Origin of the sequence: Rhizobium sp. NPDC090279 (genome assembly GCF_044769665.1) — a bacterium.
Lineage (GTDB): Bacteria > Pseudomonadota > Alphaproteobacteria > Rhizobiales > Rhizobiaceae > Rhizobium.
The window spans coordinates 1-17852 of sequence record NZ_JBIVYI010000016.1; the positions used below are offsets into that span (position 1 = coordinate 1).

The 17852-nt window shown below is 60.7% G+C and carries 17 protein-coding genes; 9 read left to right on the forward strand and 8 right to left on the reverse strand.

The genetic code is table 11. The features are described from left to right. Nucleotides 1–334: 334 nt before the first annotated feature. The gene (locus ACIQWP_RS29120) at nucleotides 335–541 is read left to right on the forward strand and encodes a hypothetical protein (protein ID WP_075856804.1); all 207 of its coding nucleotides are present in this window, start codon (nucleotides 335–337) and stop codon (nucleotides 539–541) included. Between the two features lie 65 nt (nucleotides 542–606). On the opposite strand, the gene ACIQWP_RS29125 is transcribed toward ACIQWP_RS29120, so the two are convergent. Continuing rightward, on the reverse strand, nucleotides 607–1959 hold the full coding sequence (locus ACIQWP_RS29125; protein ID WP_402795229.1) for an ATP-binding protein: 1353 nt from the start codon (nucleotides 1957–1959) through the stop codon (nucleotides 607–609). A 3-nt stretch (nucleotides 1960–1962) separates the two neighbouring features. Then, nucleotides 1963–2682, reverse strand: coding sequence for a response regulator (locus tag ACIQWP_RS29130; protein WP_402795231.1), 720 nt, complete (start codon nucleotides 2680–2682; stop codon nucleotides 1963–1965). Between the two features lie 364 nt (nucleotides 2683–3046). Between ACIQWP_RS29130 and ACIQWP_RS29135 the strand changes: the two genes are divergently transcribed. From ACIQWP_RS29135 to ACIQWP_RS29150, 4 genes are all read left to right on the forward strand, one after another. Next, complete coding sequence (locus tag ACIQWP_RS29135; RefSeq protein WP_402795234.1) at nucleotides 3047–3847, forward strand: pseudouridine synthase; 801 nt, start codon at nucleotides 3047–3049, stop codon at nucleotides 3845–3847. 13 nt (nucleotides 3848–3860) lie between these two features. Next, nucleotides 3861–4544, forward strand: coding sequence for a phosphoribosyltransferase (locus tag ACIQWP_RS29140; RefSeq protein ID WP_402795237.1), 684 nt, complete (start codon nucleotides 3861–3863; stop codon nucleotides 4542–4544). A gap of 144 nt (nucleotides 4545–4688) precedes the next feature. Next, on the forward strand, nucleotides 4689–5633 hold the full coding sequence (locus ACIQWP_RS29145; RefSeq protein ID WP_402795503.1) for a phosphoribosylaminoimidazolesuccinocarboxamide synthase: 945 nt from the start codon (nucleotides 4689–4691) through the stop codon (nucleotides 5631–5633). 351 nt (nucleotides 5634–5984) lie between these two features. Beyond that, nucleotides 5985–7445: an efflux transporter outer membrane subunit gene (locus ACIQWP_RS29150; protein WP_402795239.1), complete on the forward strand. Its 1461-nt coding sequence runs from the start codon at nucleotides 5985–5987 to the stop codon at nucleotides 7443–7445. Here the strand turns inward: ACIQWP_RS29150 and ACIQWP_RS29155 are convergent. Next, complete coding sequence (locus ACIQWP_RS29155) at nucleotides 7442–7624, reverse strand: hypothetical protein (RefSeq protein ID WP_402795242.1); 183 nt, start codon at nucleotides 7622–7624, stop codon at nucleotides 7442–7444. The genes ACIQWP_RS29150 and ACIQWP_RS29155 overlap by 4 nt on opposite strands. 75 nt (nucleotides 7625–7699) lie before the next feature. Next, on the reverse strand, nucleotides 7700–7957 hold the full coding sequence (locus ACIQWP_RS29160; protein ID WP_402795245.1) for a hypothetical protein: 258 nt from the start codon (nucleotides 7955–7957) through the stop codon (nucleotides 7700–7702). A 194-nt stretch (nucleotides 7958–8151) separates the two neighbouring features. Here ACIQWP_RS29160 and ACIQWP_RS29165 point away from each other — a divergent pair, with 194 nt between their 5' ends. Continuing rightward, the gene (locus ACIQWP_RS29165) at nucleotides 8152–9036 is read left to right on the forward strand and encodes an SH3 domain-containing protein (protein WP_402795248.1); all 885 of its coding nucleotides are present in this window, start codon (nucleotides 8152–8154) and stop codon (nucleotides 9034–9036) included. A gap of 331 nt (nucleotides 9037–9367) precedes the next feature. Here the strand turns inward: ACIQWP_RS29165 and ACIQWP_RS29170 are convergent, their stop codons facing one another. From ACIQWP_RS29170 to ACIQWP_RS29180, 3 genes are all read right to left on the reverse strand, one after another. After that, complete coding sequence (locus ACIQWP_RS29170; protein WP_402795251.1) at nucleotides 9368–9610, reverse strand: DUF982 domain-containing protein; 243 nt, start codon at nucleotides 9608–9610, stop codon at nucleotides 9368–9370. A 232-nt stretch (nucleotides 9611–9842) separates the two neighbouring features. Then, a complete protein-coding gene (locus tag ACIQWP_RS29175) occupies nucleotides 9843–9965 on the reverse strand; it encodes a hypothetical protein (protein ID WP_402795253.1) in 123 nt (40 codons plus the stop codon). A gap of 92 nt (nucleotides 9966–10057) precedes the next feature. Next, nucleotides 10058–10246 (reverse strand): hypothetical protein, encoded by a 189-nt coding sequence (locus tag ACIQWP_RS29180; RefSeq protein WP_402795255.1) that lies wholly within the window; start codon nucleotides 10244–10246, stop codon nucleotides 10058–10060. Nucleotides 10247–10587: 341 nt separating this feature from the next. On the opposite strand from ACIQWP_RS29180, the gene ACIQWP_RS29185 reads away from it, so the two are divergent. From ACIQWP_RS29185 to dnaJ, 3 genes are all read left to right on the forward strand, one after another. Further along, nucleotides 10588–12984, forward strand: a complete 2397-nt coding sequence (locus ACIQWP_RS29185) for a transglycosylase domain-containing protein (RefSeq protein ID WP_402795257.1) — start codon at nucleotides 10588–10590, stop codon at nucleotides 12982–12984. Nucleotides 12985–13494: 510 nt separating this feature from the next. Then, nucleotides 13495–15414: a molecular chaperone DnaK gene (dnaK, locus tag ACIQWP_RS29190; protein ID WP_402795260.1), complete on the forward strand. Its 1920-nt coding sequence runs from the start codon at nucleotides 13495–13497 to the stop codon at nucleotides 15412–15414. 182 nt (nucleotides 15415–15596) lie between these two features. Then, a complete protein-coding gene (dnaJ, locus tag ACIQWP_RS29195; protein WP_402795262.1) occupies nucleotides 15597–16742 on the forward strand; it encodes a molecular chaperone DnaJ in 1146 nt (381 codons plus the stop codon). Nucleotides 16743–16832: 90 nt separating this feature from the next. Here the strand turns inward: dnaJ and ACIQWP_RS29200 are convergent, their stop codons facing one another. Beyond that, entirely contained in the window at nucleotides 16833–17636 is an 804-nt protein-coding gene (locus ACIQWP_RS29200; RefSeq protein WP_402795265.1) for an APH(3'') family aminoglycoside O-phosphotransferase, read from the reverse strand. Nucleotides 17637–17852: the final 216 nt, after the last annotated feature.

The following is a 17852-nucleotide window of genomic DNA, read 5'->3' on the forward strand; positions in this document are numbered from 1 at the left end:
TCAACACTCCAACTGTAAAAATTCTGACATTTTTCTAAACACCTGATACAAAACAATAATTTGTAACAGAGCCAGAAATGTAGGGCGATTTTACCTCGGAAGCCGCAAAAAACATTGTCCGGATGGTCAAATTTTGCTCCAGCGGTAAAATCCGACGGCTTTACCTCAACGGACGCCCCGCCCATCCATTAAAGCATGCCCTTCCTGACCGCCGGACGGCGGACGGCGGACGGCGCGCCCGGCAAATCCGCCGGCCGCAAGCCTTAGAAAAACCGAGATTTTACATCAGCTTTCTGATATGGTTTAGGCCAAATATTAGGGAAGGGAGGAAACAATGCATACAACAAGACCGGAAAGCATTATCGAAGTCAGCTTCGACAGCGCCAATGGCCGACGCGCGCTCGGTATCATGAGCATGCGCCAGGCATTGGACCTGCCCGATCTGCCGAGCTTTACCTATACGCATCCTGATCCGCAGAAGGCGGCGGCCGGTATCGTATTAAGCAGGCAGGAGTTGCAGAGGTTCCTGACCTGCCATTGAGCAGGCAACCCCAAGCAGCGCCTCGATCGCGCGCGAGCGCGATTGCCGTGTAGTTACACTTGATTTCAGGCTGCTTTTCTTTCCATCATCGCCAGCGGCAACAGAACAACGGCATTCAGCCCGCCTCCTTGCCGATCCTCCAGACAAAGCGCGCCGCCATGCGCATCGAGAATCTGGCGAACGATTGCAAGGCCAAGGCCGCTGCCGCCGAGATCGCGGTTACGCGATTCCTCCAGCCGCACGAAAGGCTCGAGCACCTCCTTGCGACGCTCCGCGGGAATGCCCGGCCCGCGATCGCCGACGACGATAGCGCCAAGGTCACCGCGGCGTTCGACGGCAATATCGGCTCGGCCGCCGTAACGCAGGGCATTGTCCATGAGATTGTCCAGCACCCGCACGAGAGCGGTCTCTGTCATTGCCACGGCAATCGGTTGGCCGATCGGCGCGAAGACGACAAGGTCCTGTTCGTCCTGCCGCTCGGCGAGGTGAACAGCAATGGCGGCATCGAGATCGACAATGGTCTTGCCGTCCGAGACGACGGTGCTGCGGGCAAAACCGAGCGCATCCTCCACGAGCCGCTGCATGGCCTCGACATCGGCGATCGCCCGCTCGCGATGCGGCGTCTCCGGCATCATTTCCATGCGCAGGCGGAAGCGGGTCAGATAGGTCCTCAAATCATGCGAAATCGCGCCGAGAATGAGGGTGCGATTGCTGACGAGCGCGGCGATGCGCAATTGCATGGCGTTGATCGCCTTGATCAGCAGGCGCAGCTCGCAGGCGCCTCTTTCAGGAATATGAACCGGCTGCAGGCCATTGCCGATCGAGTTGACGGTTCGCGACAGGCGCGTCAACGGCCGGGTTTCACGCGCCACGGCGGCAATGGCGATGACGGCGACCAGCATGCCGAGCACGCCGGCGATCAGGCCGACGGGAACGCCGTTCAAGCGCACCGTCGGCGTGTCGGGCAGGTTGAAGACGGCGACCTTGCCGCCGGCAACGCCGATGGACACTTCCATGATCCTGTCCGGCGCTCCGACGGAGAACCAGCCCTGCGGCCTTTCGGACAGCGAGCGCATGTTGAAGTAGCGATTGCCCAAGGCGATATTGGCGAATTCGCGCGCCAGCTTGTCGGTCAGCGTCAGATTGGACGCCTCCTCCTTCTGACCTGGAGCCGGCGGATCGGCGAGACGGATGGCCAGACCATTGGCATTCAGCGCCCGAACGGCGGCCTGCTGCGCCTCGGGCGGAATGGCGTCGAGAAGCCGGATCGCCGTCTTGACCTGCATGGCGGGCGACAGCTCCGGATTGAATGGCGTGTCCGGCTTCAGCTGTGCGGCGGCAAATGCCGCGAGCTGTATGATGAACAATGCCACCGCGACGATCATGATGATGCGGGCGACAAGACCGAGTTTCAGCATGGCTCAGACATCCTTCACGTCCATTGTGAGGAGATAGCCGGCATTGCGCACGGTGGTGATGACATGGGCGCCATCGGGCAGGCAATGCCCGAGCTTGGTGCGCAGGCGGGAGACCGTGACATCGATGGTACGATCGAAGGGATCGGCGCCGCGACCGCGCGTCCAGTCGAGCAATTGCTCGCGCGAGAGCACACGCCGCGGCCTTTCGAGGAAGCAGACGAGCAGATCGAACTCCGCCGTCGTCAGATGCACGACGCGCTCGCCATCCATCTCGATCACCCGGCCATCGAGATCGACGGTCAGCCCCGCAAAGCTCTTGCGCCTTGACGGAGTGCTGGCATCTTCCGGCCGCTCCGGCCCCGAGCGACGGAGAATGGCGCGAATGCGCGCCAGAAGCTCACGCGGATTGAAAGGCTTGCCGAGATAATCGTCGGCGCCCATTTCGAGGCCGAGAATGCGGTCGATATCTTCCGTTTTCGCCGTCAGCATGAGGATCGGCACCTTGCTGCGGGCGCGGATGCGGCGGCATGCCGAGAGGCCGTCCTCGCCCGGCAGCATCAGATCAAGGATGATCAGATCGGGAAAACCCTTGGACAGAATGCGATCCATGGCGACGGCACTGTCGGCCGCCTGCACGGAAAAACCCTCACGGCTCAGGAACTCCTCGAGGAGCGCCCTAATCTCGCGGTCGTCCTCGACCAGAAGCAGCGATGCGGAAACCATGGCCCTTCCATGCGGGGCGAGAGGCGGTTTTGGCAACAGAGAAACGGCCAGCGTTACAAACTGTAACAAATTTCCCCTGTTTTGAAAAATCCCAGCAAAAGAAGCGGTGCAGTTTCTGTGCAACCGCGATCCCTCCGGAGCGAATGGCGGCAACCCCGTTGCCGTCTACCCGACCCCATCGCCCGCTCCGGTCCGCGACAGGGCTCGTATCCATGAAATACGAGCCCTGTCTGCTTCCCGAGCCGCCCCGCCTCCGACCTCACCTCCGCGATGCAATTTGCGTCCGGTTCGCCGCCGTGCGAAAGGATTGGCCTTCACCGGCGGCAATGTCGGGTCACGGCAACAAGCGCATGAGGCAAGACGGGTGAGCCAACGGCAATCACCGCAAAGATCCACCAAGGCGGCAAAGGGCAGGCAGGAGCCCGAAGGCAAGCGCGTAACCTTGCCGCGGGCGCTTTCCAAGCTCGGCTATTGCTCCCGCACCCAGGCCGAGGCACTGATTGCGGCGGGCCGCGTGACCGTGGACGGCCGAAAAGTGTCCGATCCTACGACCTGGGTCGATCTGGAACATTCGAAATTCGCGGTCGACGGCACCGAGATCGCTGCCGAGAAAAAGCTCTATTTCATGCTGAACAAGCCGCGCGGGCTGGTGACCACTCGCGACGACCCGGAGGGACGGCCAACGGTATATGATTGCCTCAGGGATATCGATGCCCGGCACCTTGCCCCCGTCGGACGGCTGGACAAGGCGAGCGAGGGACTGCTGCTCTTTACCAACGATACGGTGCTGGCACAGGCTCTGCTCGATCCGGTCAGCCACGTCGGCAAGACCTATCACGTGCAGGTCGACCGGATCATGGATCACGAACAGCTTGCGCGCATGGAACGCGGCATCATCGACGATGGCGAGCTTTTGACCGCCAGTTCGGCCCGGCTGTTGCGCAGCGGCGACCGCAATGGCTGGATCGAAGTGGAGCTGAAGGAGGGCCGTAACCGCCAGATCCGGCGCATGCTGGAGGCGCTCGGCATCGAATGCCTGCGGCTGGTGCGTGTCGCCTTCGGCGATATCGCGCTTGGCGACCTGCCAAAGGGCGGCGTGCGAGCCTTGAGCGAAGGCGAAATCCTCGGACTGCACCGGCGCGCCGGAATGAAGGCCAATAGATAGAAGGCGGAATGCGATGCAACCCCATGACTTCTGGCAGGAGCTGCATGCGCCCGGCACCTTCGATGCAAGGCAAGAGCGTGCGGATTTCCATGTGGCGGAATTACCGGACAGACGGCAATTGCTCCTGCCGATCCGCGTGCTCGCCGACGGCGACCACGCGCTCGCATCACTGATCGTCAATCAGGCGAGCTTTGCCGTGCAGGAGGCGCTGGCGGAAGCACTGGCCGCACGGATCGCGGCCCATGACATCGACGTCGTCGCCGGCTTGCCGACACTCGGCCTGACGCTTGCAGCGACCGTGGCGCGCGCGCTCGGCCATGCGCGCTACGTACCGCTCGGAACGTCGCGCAAGTTCTGGTATCGCGATGAACTATCGGTCTCGCTCTCCTCCATCACCACGCCGAACCAGGAGAAGCGTCTCTATATAGACCCGCGCATGTTGCCGCTGCTGCAGGGAAAGCGCGTCGCGCTGGTCGACGACGTGATCTCCAGCGGCGCCTCGATCGTTTCCGGACTTTCGCTTTTGGCATCCTGCGGTATCGAGCCCGTCGTGATCGGCGCGGCCATGCTGCAGTCCGATCGCTGGCGGGAGCGCGTCGATCTGGACGGCAGGCAGTGGAGCGAGCGGATCGTCGGCGTCTTTTCGACGCCGATCCTTGAGCGGAACGAAAACGGTGGCTGGCGGCGGCCGGGTTGACCGCTTTTCCCGCCGGCAACCCGACGGATGGAGCCGGTTACATATTATTATATATGAAAACCGTTCCGATTCCGGCCGCAATGGGTTAAGGGTCCGCTCAAGAAGCATCCGTCGGGCGGATGCACGAGCCTGTTGGTGGACGCGTTGCGAATTCTTTCCGAAGCCCATTTCCCGGAATTGCCCAACTACTATCGCGGCAAGGTGCGCGAGAATTATGATCTGGCCGATGGCAGCCGCATCATCATCAGCACCGACCGGTTGAGCGCCTTCGATCGCATCCTCACCTGCATTCCCTACAAGGGTCAGGTGCTGACGCAAACGGCGCGCTATTGGTTCGAACAGACGCGCGATATCTGCCCTAACCATGTGATCGACTATCCGGACCCGAATGTCGTCGTCGGCAAGCGGTTGAACATCCTGCCCGTCGAAGTCGTCGTCCGCGGCTATCTTGCCGGCACCACGGGCACTTCTGTCCTGACGCTCTACAAGAAGGGTCAGCGGGAGATGTATGGCATCACGCTGCCGGATGGCATGCGCGACAATCAGATCCTGCCGGAACCGATCATCACCCCGACAAGCAAGGAATTCGACGGCGGCCATGACGAGCCGCTGACGCCAAGCCAGATCATCGAGCACGGACTTCTGACCGAAGCACAATGGCAGACGCTGTCGAAATACGCTCTTGCGCTGTTCGCACGCGGGCAGGAAATCGCCCGCAAGCGAGGTCTCATCCTCGTCGATACCAAATATGAATTCGGCACCGACGAAAATGGGACCATCATCCTCGCCGACGAAATCCATACGCCCGACAGCAGCCGTTACTGGCTGGCCGCAAGCTATGAGGATCGCTTCCAGAAGGGTGTGCGCCCGGAAAGCTTCGACAAGGATTTCGTGCGAGCCTGGGTCACCGAACGCTGCGATCCCTACAAGGATGAGATTCCCGAGATTCCGCGCGAGCTCGTCGAGGAGACGTCCAAGGTCTATATCCGCGCCTATGAGGCAATCACGGGCATAGCTTTTGTGGCCGATGATCGCGGTGCGACGCCGCTTGATCGGGTTCGCACAAGCCTGACCCGCTATTTCCCGTAAAGACAGTCCGAATGGACGTTTGATCACGCGAATCGCACGCCACAACTCCTTAGGGTTGCGGTGATCGTCACCCTTTGGCCTCGATGCACCATTAGATTGTGCGTAAAAGGGTATGTTTTTTGCAACACTTTATATTTTTTTTAACGGCACGCTGATATTTCGGTCGATCCCACATATGTTCGCAGCCGAGAATTCGTAAAAGCCACTGTGCTATTGCAAAACTCGTTGCTAGATTAACGCCGACCGCTTCGGGTCATTGTTTGTACTGCGTAAGAACTGGAGCGCCGGCATATGGGGTCATCTCGATCCCGAAAAAACACTGATCAGTAAATTGAATTGTGGGACAATGTGATGGTTTCCATTCGTACTGCCGCCCCCGCCCTGCTGCTTGTTTTGGCAGGTTGCGTCAGCGGCCCAGACCATAAGCCACCGGAAATGCCTCTCCCGGCCAAATTCTCGGAGGGCGGTACGAAGGCAAACGGCGATGTCGCCGGTTCGCAATGGTGGACCGCTTTCGGCGATCCCAAGCTGAATGCCTTCGCTGCACAGGGACTTGCCCAGAACCTTACCATCCAGCAAGCGCTGGAACGTATCAACCAGGCGGAAGCTGCCGTCGTCACGGCGGGTGCAGGCGGCCTCCCAAGCCTCACCGTCAGCGGCGACAACACGACCAGCGGCCAGAAAGGCGGCTCGGTTGTCTCCCCTGGTACACGGCGAAACACGACGACCGGCACCGCTTCGGCTTCCTGGCTGCTCGACCTCTGGGGTCAGTATCGCCGCGCAACCGAAAGTGCCAATGCCTCGCTCGACGCCGCCTATTCCACCGTCGACGTCCAGCGTCTGACTTATCTGCAGGATCTTGCCAACAGCTACGTCAATGCCCGCTATTACCAGGCGCTCATTTCGATCGCTCAGGAAAACCTGAAGTCGCGGCGCGACACGCTTTCGCTGACCAAGTTCCAGCTCGAAGCCGGTGCTGCATCCCGCCTCGACGTGGTACAGGCCGAAGGCCTTGTCAACTCGACGCTGGCATTGATACCTGGTTATGAAATCAGCTATCGCCAGCAGGTGCATCACATCGCGACGCTGCTCAACGTGTCTTCATCGACGATCATCGCACAGATGCAGGGTGGCGGCAGGCAGCCAGTCTTCCGTGGCAGCGTCCGCACCGGCGTTCCCGCCGACCTCATCCGCAACCGTCCGGACGTTCGCGTTGCGGAACGCACCCTCGCAGCCTCGACGGCCCAGATCGGCGTGGCGGAAGCCAAGCTCTTCCCGTCGATCACGCTCAGCGGCGCGATTTCGCCGACCTATATCCATAGCTCCTCGGCGAGCGGCGGCCTGACCACCTGGTCGTTCGGCCCGTCGCTGAACCTGCCGATCTTCGACGGCGGTGCCCTGCGCGCCGGCGTCAAGAGTGCCGAATCGACGAGCCGCGAAAACTACCTCGCCTGGCAGTCGACGGTGCGGTCAGCTGTCGAACAGGTTGAAAACTACCTGTCGGCCGTCAGCCGCGACGCACAGACGGTGGCCGCACAGCAGGCTCAGGTCAAGTCCTACCAGGAAGCCCTGCAGCTCTCGACGGCAAGCTACAAGGACGGCGCATCCTCGCTGCTCGACGTTCTCGACGCACAGCGTAACGTGACCGCTGCCCAGCAGAGCCTGGCTCAGGCCGTCCAACAGAGCGCTCTCGACTACATCGCGCTGAACGTCAACATCGGCGCAGGTTATGTCCCGGCCAGCAAGGCAACCCTCGCACAGGCTCCGGCCAAGGCCAAGGTCGTCAAGGTTGCGGCCAAGAAGGCGAACTAAGGATATCGCCCGCTTTCGCGGGCGCATCGCTCGAAATGAGAGACCGCTGCAGTCATCTGCGGCGGTTTTTCTTTTGGCGCTTGAGAGAGGCTGAAAATGAAAATGGCGCGCTCCGCTTTCGCCGGAAGCACGCCATCGCCAAAAAACAAAAAGGCCGGAATGATCCGGCCTTTCGCCATCCGCCTTCACATCAGTGCCAGTACATCCGTGGTCAAAGGCAAGGGCGGAACTGCAGCCAGATTGATCATGAAAGGTCAACGAAGAGTTAACGTCACTTCCATGATATCGACAGACGAAACGGCTCGCTTTTCAGCGCGCCAGCGCCCATCGGCTGCATGACTGAAGCGTATATCGGCGTGCAAGGTGGCAATTTCAAGGCCGCATTTCCAGTTTCTTCCAAAAAGCATTTCACGCGGCCAAGGCTGCCACGACGGTAAGGCCTCCGAAGGCAAGTAAGCCTTGGCAGAGGGCCTGCAACTTTTCAGCTTCAAACGACGCCGTTCAAGCTGCATTCATGCACATACTCCTACAACACATGCAAAGATTGAAGAGGCATCATGGAATCCTATCAGATTCCGTGCATGGCCAGGCCTTTATCTTGCCGAAATTGGAAAGTCTTACCGAATGGCGCCGGGGTAGGCGCACGACAGCGGAACAGGCACCGGGCGGCGATTTCGCGGCGAAGGTGCGCAAAGGGAGAATATCTATGAAGTTCAAGGTTCTTGCGGCGGGCATTCTGGCAGCGCTCGTTGCGCTGCCAGCCATCGCGGAAGCGGCGGAAGGTTTTGCCACGGCAAATGTGAACATGCGATCCGGCCCGAGCACCGCCTATCCGGCGGTGACGATGATCCCCGTCGGCGTGCCGCTGCAGATCAACGGCTGCCTCAACGAGACGCCCTGGTGCGACGTTTCCTTCTATGGCGGCCGCGGATGGGTGGCCGGCCGCTATATCCAGGCGACCTATCAATCGCGCCGCATCTATGTCGGCCCGCAATATTATCGCCCGCTCGGCATCCCGACCGTGGTCTTCAATTTCGACGATTACTGGGGCCGCTACTATCGCGGCCGCGACTTCTATCGCGATCGCGACCGTTGGCGCCGCGGCCCGGGCTGGGTCGATCGCAGGCCCGACAGCGGCTGGGACCGCAATGCTCCGGGATGGGATAACGGACCGGATCGCAACTGGGACCGCCGCCCCGACCGCAACCGTGATTGGGATGGCGGATCGGACTGGAACAACAGACCGGACCGCAATTGGGACCGCCGACCTGACCGCGACCGCAACTGGGACAGGCAGCGAGACGACAACCGCGACTGGGGCCGTCAGCGGCCGGACAACAACCAAGACTGGGGTAACCGGCCGGATCGCCAGCGCGACAACAACCGCCCGGACAATAATCGCCCCGACAACCGCCCGCGCCCGGAACCGCAGCGGCAGCCGCAGCAGGCTCAACCGCAACCACAGCCGCAGCCGCAGAACAATCCGCGGCCGAACGCCGGCGCACCGGGGCCTTACAGCCCCGACCAGAGGGACCCATGCCCCGCATCGGAGCCCAATTGCCGGATGTCCGTGAGAGGCTCGAACCGCTGACGGCCGGCGACACTCCTAAAGCGCGTCGCGATCATTCAGATCGGCGTCTCGCGCTTTAGGTCTTTGATTTTGCTGATGTCGTCGTCGCAAAACCGCTGCACACTTTTGCGCGACATGCTTTAAAAAGCCAAAAGGCCGACGACTTTCAAAGTCGTCGGCCTTTTTGGTTGAGTGCATCGCCTATCGGAGAAATACGCTCACCGCTTCGCGCGGGAGCAGCATTCACGAGATGCCTTCATGGAACAACGCGCCTCCAAACCCTCGACTCCTGCCGTACTTTCGCCGGCTCGCAAGACCTGGACGGTTAATCGGCGCGAATAGTACCGGCGCTTCAATGCATTTTCAGATGCGCTTCCCGCGTCGCTGAAATGAACATCTCGCGCGCCTCTTCGGCCGACTTGCGGCCGTCGATCGCCGCCCGGCAAAGGCTTCTTGCCGCCACATAGAGCGGACCGCGCCGATCCGGCCAGAGATTGGCCATGCAATTCAAGGCCTCGGAAGGACCCGTCACAAGCTGGAAGGTACCCTGAGCAAAACCGATCTCGATTGGATTGCTCCATTTGACGTGTCGCATGAATACTCCTCCTCACGCGCTATCAATTGCCTGCGACCGCCCGCCAATGACGGCCATGTGACAGTACTATAACCTCGATCAGACAATTCGAAAATATGGAAGATTGCATGAGCTGCGCGAAGTATCGCCGCATCCGGCATGAAAGCTTCGCCCTGCCCGACCGAGCGAAATGCTTTCCGTGAACTTCGAGCAAACAGCCATTTCGGGAGGCTTTCCGGATCATCCCAGCGAATTATTTTTCGCGCGCGATACGGCGTGCCTCGTCCGGGGAAAAGCCGGCGCGGCGCGCGAGCCATTCGACACCGAATATCCGATCGATCTGGTCGACCAGCCAGAGTTCGAAACGTTTCCACATTGGCATAGCCTCCTCCGCTGCGAACCCTTCGGTCGAAGCGGCCTCCGATGAACATCGCGCCCGGCCTGCCAATTCCCTTTCAACGAATCCCATCAGCGGAATTGAGGCGGCCTCTGCGCGTTGGAGAGCAATTCCTGCTTGGTTGCGAAGTCGCCGAACAGCTTCTTCAGCCGGGCTTCCTCTTCCTTGCAAATCCGGTGGCGACGAGCGAAATCCTCGACACTCCAGACCTCGCGTAGCTTGCTCTTGTCAACTTCCTCTATCTTCAGCAGTGAACTCATCTGTTCGCCCTCTTTGTTCTTATGGAAGGATAATGCTCAGGGTAGCGAAAAGTTCCCTACGCACGCCTGCCCAGACGCGGGACGAACGCATCGGCATTGCGGATCGGAATGTTCTTAATCCCTCCTTAAATCGCCGCATTTACAGTTCAGGCGGGATTTGATGTCTTCACGAGGGGTGCGTGAACCAATGGCGAGCCGCTCCGCCTCGATGGCCGGGATCGGTTTTCGGGGTGACGCGCTGGCCCAGGGCGGCCGAACAGGCTCAAAGATTTCTACCGCCGCTGCGATCAGCCTGATAGAAGACATGGAAACACTGGGCACCGAGGTACGACCGGCCGGCAATGGCAGATAAGAAAAAATCACGCCAGAGGATAGAACCGTCCTTTTCCAGCGGCCGCGAACGCATCGACAATGGATTCAATGCCGGCGAGCGCATCATCGGCAACCGGCGTTCGGCGAAGAAACATTACGAAGAACCGGAACCCGACGAGGAAGAAGACGAAGACGACGAGGAAGAACCCGTGGTCGAAAAACCTCGCCGCACCCGTAGCCGCCGCAAGCCGGCACGACGGGCGCGGCCGCGCCGCGGCTTCTTCGGCTTCATTCGCTCGACGATCTATTGGGGCCTCGTGCTCTGCCTCTGGGTCGGCATCGGCCTTGCGGGCCTCGTCGCCTATTATGGCTCGCGTATGCCGAGCGCCAGCACCTGGGTCATTCCCGAGCGGCCGCCGAACGTGAAGATCACCGACCTCGACGGGAGCCTGATTGCCAATCGCGGCACGACGGGCGGGGAAGCCGTGACGCTCAGCGACATGTCTCCCTACATTCCCGAAGCCATCATCGCCATCGAGGATCGCCGCTTCTACTCGCATTTCGGTTTCGATCCGATCGGCCTTGCCCGCGCCGTGGTGACGAACGTGGTGACCGGGCACGCCGTCCAGGGCGGCTCGACGCTGACGCAGCAGCTCGCCAAGAACCTGTTCCTGTCGCCGGATCGCACGCTGGAACGCAAGGTGCAGGAAGTGTTGCTGGCGCTGTGGCTGGAGCACAAGTACACCAAGGACCAGATCCTGACGATGTACCTGAACCGCGTCTATTTCGGCTCCAACGCCTACGGCGTCGAGGCAGCCTCGCGGCGCTACTTCAACAAGTCGGCCAAGGACGTCAATCTCGGCGAGGCGGCGATGCTCGCCGGCCTCGTGAAGGCTCCCTCGCGACTGTCGCCGGCTCGCGACCCGGCTGCCGCCGAGGCCCGTGCGCAATTGGTGCTGCAGGCCATGCAGGACCAGGGTTTCATCACCGAGGCCGATACCAAGACGGCGATGTCGCAGCCGCCGACGCGATCGAAGAGCTATTGGAGCGGCGCGGAAAACTATGTCGCCGACATGGTCATGGACCAGCTTCCGAAGTTGATCGGCGGAAACGTCAAGGAAGACCTGATCGTCGACACCACGCTCGACATGTCGCTCGAAGAGAAAGCCGAGAAGGCATTGAGCGACGTGCTCGAAAAGGACGGTAGGAAGCTCAACGCCTCGCAGGCCTCGCTTGTTTCCGTCGATGCGACGGGCGCCATCCGCGCGCTGGTCGGCGGCCGCGACTATGCACAGAGCCAGTTCAACCGCGCGGTTACCGCCAAGCGCCAGCCGGGTTCGGCCTTCAAGCCCTTCGTCTATACCGCAGCGCTGGAAGCGGGCCTGACGCCCAATTCGATCCGGAACGACATGCCGGTCAAGATCGGCAACTGGGCACCCGAAAACTACGAGCAGCGCTATAGCGGACCGGTGACGCTTGCGACAGCCGTGGCCAAGTCGCTAAATACGGTTGCCGCCCAGATCGTCGCGGAAGTCGGGCCGGATCAGGTCATCAAGGTCGCGCACAGGCTCGGCATCGAATCAGACCTGCAGGCCAATGCCTCGATCGCGCTCGGCACGTCCGAAGTGTCGCTGCTGGAGCTCACTTCCGCCTATGCGACGTTCATGAACGGCGGTTTCAAGGTGGCGCCGCATGTCATCACCAAGGTGACGACCGCCTCCGGCAAGGTGCTCTACCAGGCCAATACCGACAATCCCGAGCGCGTGCTGAACCCGGATATCGTCACCAACATGAACGCCATGATGGCCGGCGTCATCGCCTACGGCACCGGCAAGTCGGCGCGCATTCCCGGCTGGCAGGCGGCCGGCAAATCGGGCACGACGCAATCTTTCCGCGATGCGCTTTTCGTTGGCTTTACCAGCCATCTGACGACGGGTGTCTGGTTTGGCAACGACGACGGCAAGTCGATGCGCAAGGTGACCGGCGGCGGGCTGCCGGCCAAGGCATGGAAGGAATTCATGATCGCCGCCCACAAGGGCATCACGCCGACGCCGATCTTCGGCGGCGGTCAGATCATCGACAACGGCCTGCCGATGGCACAGACCGCGCCGAACGGCGACCAGCCGACGACGATCGGCAACATCATCTCCGGTGTGGCGGACAATGGGCAGCCAGTCCAGCAGCCGACCTTGCAGCAAAGACCGGCACAGCAGCCGATCCAGCCGCAGATCGTCAACCAGACAGCAGCCAACGAAGACCCGCAGGACCTGCCGCCGGCGAATCTCGCCGACGACGCAAATCCCTATAGCTCCAACCCCTATGACAGCAGCGATATTCCGCCTGCCGATGTCGGCGACAGCGGCGCGCCGGTCGCCACCGCGCGACCGCATCGCTCCTCGCTGCTCGACGTCATCCTCGGCCGATAAAATCGCAATTTTGCACCCACGGCGCCGCGCGTCATATATGGCGCGCTAGAGCGGGATGCCGAAAAGTGCGAGCGGTTTTCGGGCGACATCCCGCTCTAACTTTTTCATTTAGAGACGGATTCAGATTTCAGGTCGATTCGACCTGAAATCATCCGGCTCTGAGGTCGCTGTGGCACTTTAGATCCGCTGCGTGATTTTATCCCTAAATCGATCCCGATTTAAGGAATTATGCAGTAGACGCTTGCATGGCCGCGGCAAGGCTGCTCTGATACGCGGTCGCGTCAAATCCACGGGTCCTCGGCGCATATGGGACCATGTGGAATTTGGACGACAAACCATTTGTTTTGCTGGATTTCAGGCCATTTCCTGCCTTGCAGTCAGTAAAACCGCTACTTATATACGCGGCATCACCGCAGTCATGGCTGCGCAATCCTCAAGACCATCCCGTAAGGGGCTGTCAATGGAATGCCTGACAGGGGTTCCGATAGCTTGCTTCAAGGAGAGAATGACATGGCAAAAGTAATTGGTATCGACCTTGGAACGACAAATTCCTGCGTCGCCGTCATGGACGGCAAGGACGCGAAAGTGATCGAGAATGCCGAAGGCGCCCGGACGACCCCCTCCATGGTTGCCTTCTCAGACGACGGCGAACGCCTCGTCGGCCAGCCGGCCAAGCGTCAGGCTGTCACAAACCCCACGAACACCCTCTTCGCCGTAAAGCGCCTGATCGGCCGCCGCTACGAAGATCCGACCGTCGAGAAGGACAAGCACCTTGTTCCCTTCACGATCGTCAAGGGTGACAATGGCGACGCTTGGGTCGAAGCCCAGGGCAAGGGCTATTCGCCCGCGCAGATTTCCGCAATGATCCTTCAGAAGATGAAGGAAACCGCCGAATCCTATCTCGGCGAAAAGGTCGAAAAGGCCGTCATCACCGTTCCCGCATACTTCAACGACGCGCAGCGCCAGGCAACCAAGGATGCCGGCAAGATCGCCGGTCTCGAAGTCCTGCGCATCATCAACGAGCCGACCGCTGCCGCGCTCGCCTATGGTCTCGACAAGAAGGACGGAAAGACCATCGCCGTTTACGACCTTGGCGGCGGCACCTTCGATATCTCGATCCTCGAAATCGGCGACGGCGTCTTCGAAGTGAAGTCGACCAACGGCGACACCTTCCTCGGCGGTGAAGACTTCGACATGCGCCTCGTCGAATATCTCGTTGCCGAGTTCAAGAAGGACAACGGCATCGACCTCAAGGGCGACAAGCTTGCTCTGCAGCGCCTGAAGGAAGCTGCCGAGAAGGCCAAGATCGAACTTTCGTCCGCGCAGCAGACCGAAATCAACCTGCCCTTCATCACGGCAGACGCCACCGGTCCGAAGCACCTGACGCTGAAGCTGACGCGCGCCAAGCTGGAAAGCCTGGTCGACGATCTCGTCCAGCGCACCATCGCTCCGTGCAAGGCCGCTCTCAAGGATGCCGGCGTCACGGCTGCCGAGATCGACGAAGTCGTTCTCGTCGGCGGCATGAGCCGCATGCCGAAGGTGCAGGAAGTCGTCAAGCAGCTGTTCGGCAAGGAACCGCACAAGGGCGTCAACCCGGATGAAGTCGTCGCACTCGGCGCCGCCATCCAGGCCGGCGTTCTGCAGGGCGACGTCAAGGACGTTCTGCTGCTCGACGTGACCCCGCTGTCGCTCGGCATCGAAACGCTGGGTGGCGTCTTCACCCGTCTGATCGAACGCAACACGACGATCCCGACGAAGAAGTCGCAGACTTTCTCGACCGCCGACGACAACCAGTCGGCCGTGACCATCCGCGTCTCGCAGGGCGAGCGCGAAATGGCTGCCGACAACAAGCTGCTCGGCCAGTTCGACCTCGTCGGCCTGCCGCCGGCACCGCGCGGCGTACCGCAGATCGAAGTGACCTTCGATATCGACGCCAACGGCATCGTTCAGGTTTCGGCCAAGGACAAGGGTACAGGCAAGGAACAGCAGATCCGCATCCAGGCTTCCGGCGGTCTCTCCGACGCCGACATCGAAAAGATGGTCAAGGATGCAGAAGCTCACGCTGCTGAAGACAAGAAGCGCCGCGAGGGCGTTGAAGCCAAGAACCAGGCCGAAAGCCTGATCCACTCCAGCGAGAAGTCGCTGAAGGATTACGGCGACAAGGTCAGCGAAGCCGATCGCACCGCGATCTCGGACGCCATCGCAGCCCTCAAGACGGCAACCGAAGCTTCCGAGCCGGATGCCGAAGACATCAAGGCCAAGACCCAGACGCTCATGGAAGTTTCCATGAAACTCGGCCAGGCAATCTATGAGTCGCAGCAGGCGGAAGCAGCCCCGGGCGATGCCTCGGCAGCAACCGGCAAGGACGATGTCGTCGATGCCGACTACGAGGAAATCAAGGACGAAAACGACCACAAGCGGTCTGCATAAGCGCGAACCGAAAGGTTCTCGAGGAATTACTGCGCCGCGCGTCCTTTTGGACGCGCAAAGGTCGCAGTAGAATTTGAAGTGGCGCATAAGCCTTTCCTTAAATTGTATCAATTTAAGGGGTTAAGCGCATGATCCGGCTGCCTTTGGCAGCCGGAAATCCATTTCCGGGGTTCTAATCCTTAATGGCAAAAGCGGATTTTTACGAGACGTTGGGCGTCTCCAAGACGGCGGACGAGAAAGAGCTGAAGAGCGCCTTTCGCAAGCTGGCAATGCAATATCATCCGGACAAGAATCCGGACGACAGCAGCGCCGAGCGGAAGTTCAAGGAAATCAACGAGGCCTATGAAACGCTCAAGGACCCGCAGAAGCGCGCGGCCTATGACCGTTACGGCCATGCTGCCTTCGAGCATGGCGGCATGGGCGGCGGCGGCGGTTTTGGCGCCGGCTTCGGCGGTGGTGGCTTCTCCGATATTTTCGAGGATATTTTCGGCGAGATGATGGGTGGCGGTCGCGCACGCGGTCGCTCTTCCGGTGGTCGCGAGCGCGGCGCCGATCTTCGCTACAATATGGAAATCTCGCTGGAAGAGGCCTTCAGCGGCAAGACGGCGCAAATCCGCGTCCCGACCTCGCTCACCTGCGACGTCTGTTCGGGCTCGGGCGCGAAGCCCGGAACGCAGCCGAAGACCTGCGGCACCTGCCAGGGTTCTGGTCGCGTGCGCGCCGCCCAGGGCTTCTTCTCCGTCGAGCGCACCTGCCCGACCTGTCATGGCCGCGGCCAGATCATCCCCGATCCCTGCACGAAATGTCACGGCCAGGGCCGGGTGACCGAGGAGCGCTCGCTCTCCGTCAACATTCCGTCGGGCATCGAAGACGGCACGCGCATTCGCCTGCAGGGCGAAGGCGAAGCGGGCGTGCGCGGCGGCCCTTCGGGCGACCTCTATATCTTCCTGTCGGTCAAGCCGCATGAATTCTTCCAGCGGGATGGCGCCGATCTCTATTGCGCGGTGCCGATCTCGATGACGACGGCAGCGCTCGGCGGCACCTTCGACGTGGCAACGCTCGACGGTACCAAGTCGCGCGTCACCGTTCCCGAAGGAACGCAGGTCGGCAAGCAGTTCCGCCTGAAGGGCAAGGGCATGCCGGTGCTGCGCTCCAGCCAGGTCGGTGATCTCTACATCCAGATCCAGATCGAGACACCGCAGAAGCTGACCAAGCGCCAGCGCGAATTGCTGCAGGAATTCGAGCAGATCTCTTCGAAGGACAATAATCCCGAATCGACGGGCTTCTTTGCCCGCATGAAGGATTTCTTCGATACGTTCAGCGACTGAGCCGCGAATTAAAAGTGTTTCACATGAATCCGGCCGATGATTCGGCCGGATTTTTTGTTTGGGCACGCGAATCACTCGTCAGCTTGCGAATCAGCCCCAGGTGAGCGGATCGAGCCGGAGATAGAAGGCGAGACGCTCGCGATCCGGTTCCACGATCTCCAGTGTCTCGAACAGGATCGAAAAGGCCCTTTGCGCCTGTACGGGCGTCGCCCAGCTTTCTTCGGCGTTGGCAATCATCAGCGAGAGATCGACATAGCGATCCGCCTTGCCGACCCGACCGAGATCGATCAGCCCAGTACATTCAAGGCTATGCGGATCGACCATGAAGTTTGGCATACAGGCATCGCCATGGCAGAGAACCTTGTCGGTGGCCTCCCGAGCGAGCCGGATGGGCAGATCGCGCTCGACGCGATCAAGCAGTTCGCGGGCTGGCTTATTCCAATCCTCCGGCGGCAGGAAATCCGGGTTTACCGCATCGCGCGAGACCACATCCACCGCCCGCGCGAACATCAGCGACAGGCTACGATCGAAGGGGCATTGACCGATCGGCTGCCCGTGAAGAGATTTCAGTTGCCGCACCATCGACGGCCAGGCCTTCAGCAAGGCATCGCCATCCAGTTCAGCCGCCGGTATGCCGGAGATTGCCGTCATGACCAGGCACGCCCCCTCCTCCGCCTCGCGCCAGTCGATGACTTCGGGAACGGCGATCCCCCTGCCCTTTAGCCAAAGCAGCCGGTCGCGCTCGCCGGCAAGATCGGCAGACCGCGCAGATGCCGCGATCTTCGCATAGGCGTGGCCGTCTTCGCGCCGAAAGACGAAATCACCCGATTCGCCCGTCTTCACGCGTGTCCAGTCGACATGCGTATCTGCGAGCAGTGTTTTTGCAGAATCCAATGGATGGCCCCTCTTGCCCGAAACTTTGCCGAGCATGGCGATATAGGTAGCGCCATGCGCCAATACCAACCGTTGCAGGAATTCAAATCCCGAGATGGCGAATCAGATTGTTTCGCATAGATCCTGGCGATGATTCGCCCGGACCTTTGTTTGGAGGGCAAATCACCCACCCTCGTGGTTCGAGACAGCCCTGCGGGCCTCCTCACCATGAGGGCT

Bases quoted from the DNA above. Each gene is read 5' to 3' on its own strand.
- ACIQWP_RS29120 (WP_075856804.1), top strand. From the start codon at position 335: ATGCATACAACAAGACCGGAAAGCATTATCGAAGTCAGCTTCGACAGC.
- ACIQWP_RS29125 (WP_402795229.1), bottom strand. From the start codon at position 1,959: ATGCTGAAACTCGGTCTTGTCGCCCGCATCATCATGATCGTCGCGGTG.
- ACIQWP_RS29130 (WP_402795231.1), bottom strand. From the start codon at position 2,682: ATGGTTTCCGCATCGCTGCTTCTGGTCGAGGACGACCGCGAGATTAGG.
- ACIQWP_RS29140 (WP_402795237.1), top strand. From the start codon at position 3,861: ATGCAACCCCATGACTTCTGGCAGGAGCTGCATGCGCCCGGCACCTTC.
- ACIQWP_RS29150 (WP_402795239.1), top strand. From the start codon at position 5,985: ATGGTTTCCATTCGTACTGCCGCCCCCGCCCTGCTGCTTGTTTTGGCA.
- ACIQWP_RS29155 (WP_402795242.1), bottom strand. From the start codon at position 7,624: ATGGCGAAAGGCCGGATCATTCCGGCCTTTTTGTTTTTTGGCGATGGC.
- ACIQWP_RS29160 (WP_402795245.1), bottom strand. From the start codon at position 7,957: ATGCAGCTTGAACGGCGTCGTTTGAAGCTGAAAAGTTGCAGGCCCTCT.
- ACIQWP_RS29165 (WP_402795248.1), top strand. From the start codon at position 8,152: ATGAAGTTCAAGGTTCTTGCGGCGGGCATTCTGGCAGCGCTCGTTGCG.
- ACIQWP_RS29170 (WP_402795251.1), bottom strand. From the start codon at position 9,610: ATGCGACACGTCAAATGGAGCAATCCAATCGAGATCGGTTTTGCTCAG.
- ACIQWP_RS29175 (WP_402795253.1), bottom strand. From the start codon at position 9,965: ATGTGGAAACGTTTCGAACTCTGGCTGGTCGACCAGATCGATCGGATA.
- ACIQWP_RS29180 (WP_402795255.1), bottom strand. From the start codon at position 10,246: ATGAGTTCACTGCTGAAGATAGAGGAAGTTGACAAGAGCAAGCTACGC.
- ACIQWP_RS29185 (WP_402795257.1), top strand. From the start codon at position 10,588: ATGGCAGATAAGAAAAAATCACGCCAGAGGATAGAACCGTCCTTTTCC.
- dnaK (WP_402795260.1), top strand. From the start codon at position 13,495: ATGGCAAAAGTAATTGGTATCGACCTTGGAACGACAAATTCCTGCGTC.
- dnaJ (WP_402795262.1), top strand. From the start codon at position 15,597: ATGGCAAAAGCGGATTTTTACGAGACGTTGGGCGTCTCCAAGACGGCG.